At 65.9% G+C, this 229-nt stretch carries 1 protein-coding gene; it reads left to right on the plus strand.

Annotated features, from left to right (window positions below; genetic code table 11):
- Nucleotides 1-229 (plus strand): carboxyl transferase domain-containing protein (locus ASE02_RS00330; protein WP_304438348.1); only part of this gene is annotated, 229 nt, incomplete at both ends.

The raw sequence follows: 229 nt of genomic DNA on the forward strand, positions 1-229 counted from the left end.
CCGCCAGAGCGACGACGCCCCCGACCGGCTGGAGGCCTCGCTCGACACCCTGATCCCGGCCAATCCCAACAAGCCCTACGACATGAAGGAACTGATCCTGAAGGTCGTCGACGAGGCCGACTTCTTCGAGATCTCGCCGGACTTCGCCAAGAACATCATCTGCGGTTTTGGCCGCATCGAGGGCGCGACGGTCGGCGTGGTCGCCAACCAGCCGCAGGTGCTGGCCGGG

The organism is Phenylobacterium sp. Root700, assembly GCF_001429025.1.
GTDB lineage: Bacteria > Pseudomonadota > Alphaproteobacteria > Caulobacterales > Caulobacteraceae > Phenylobacterium.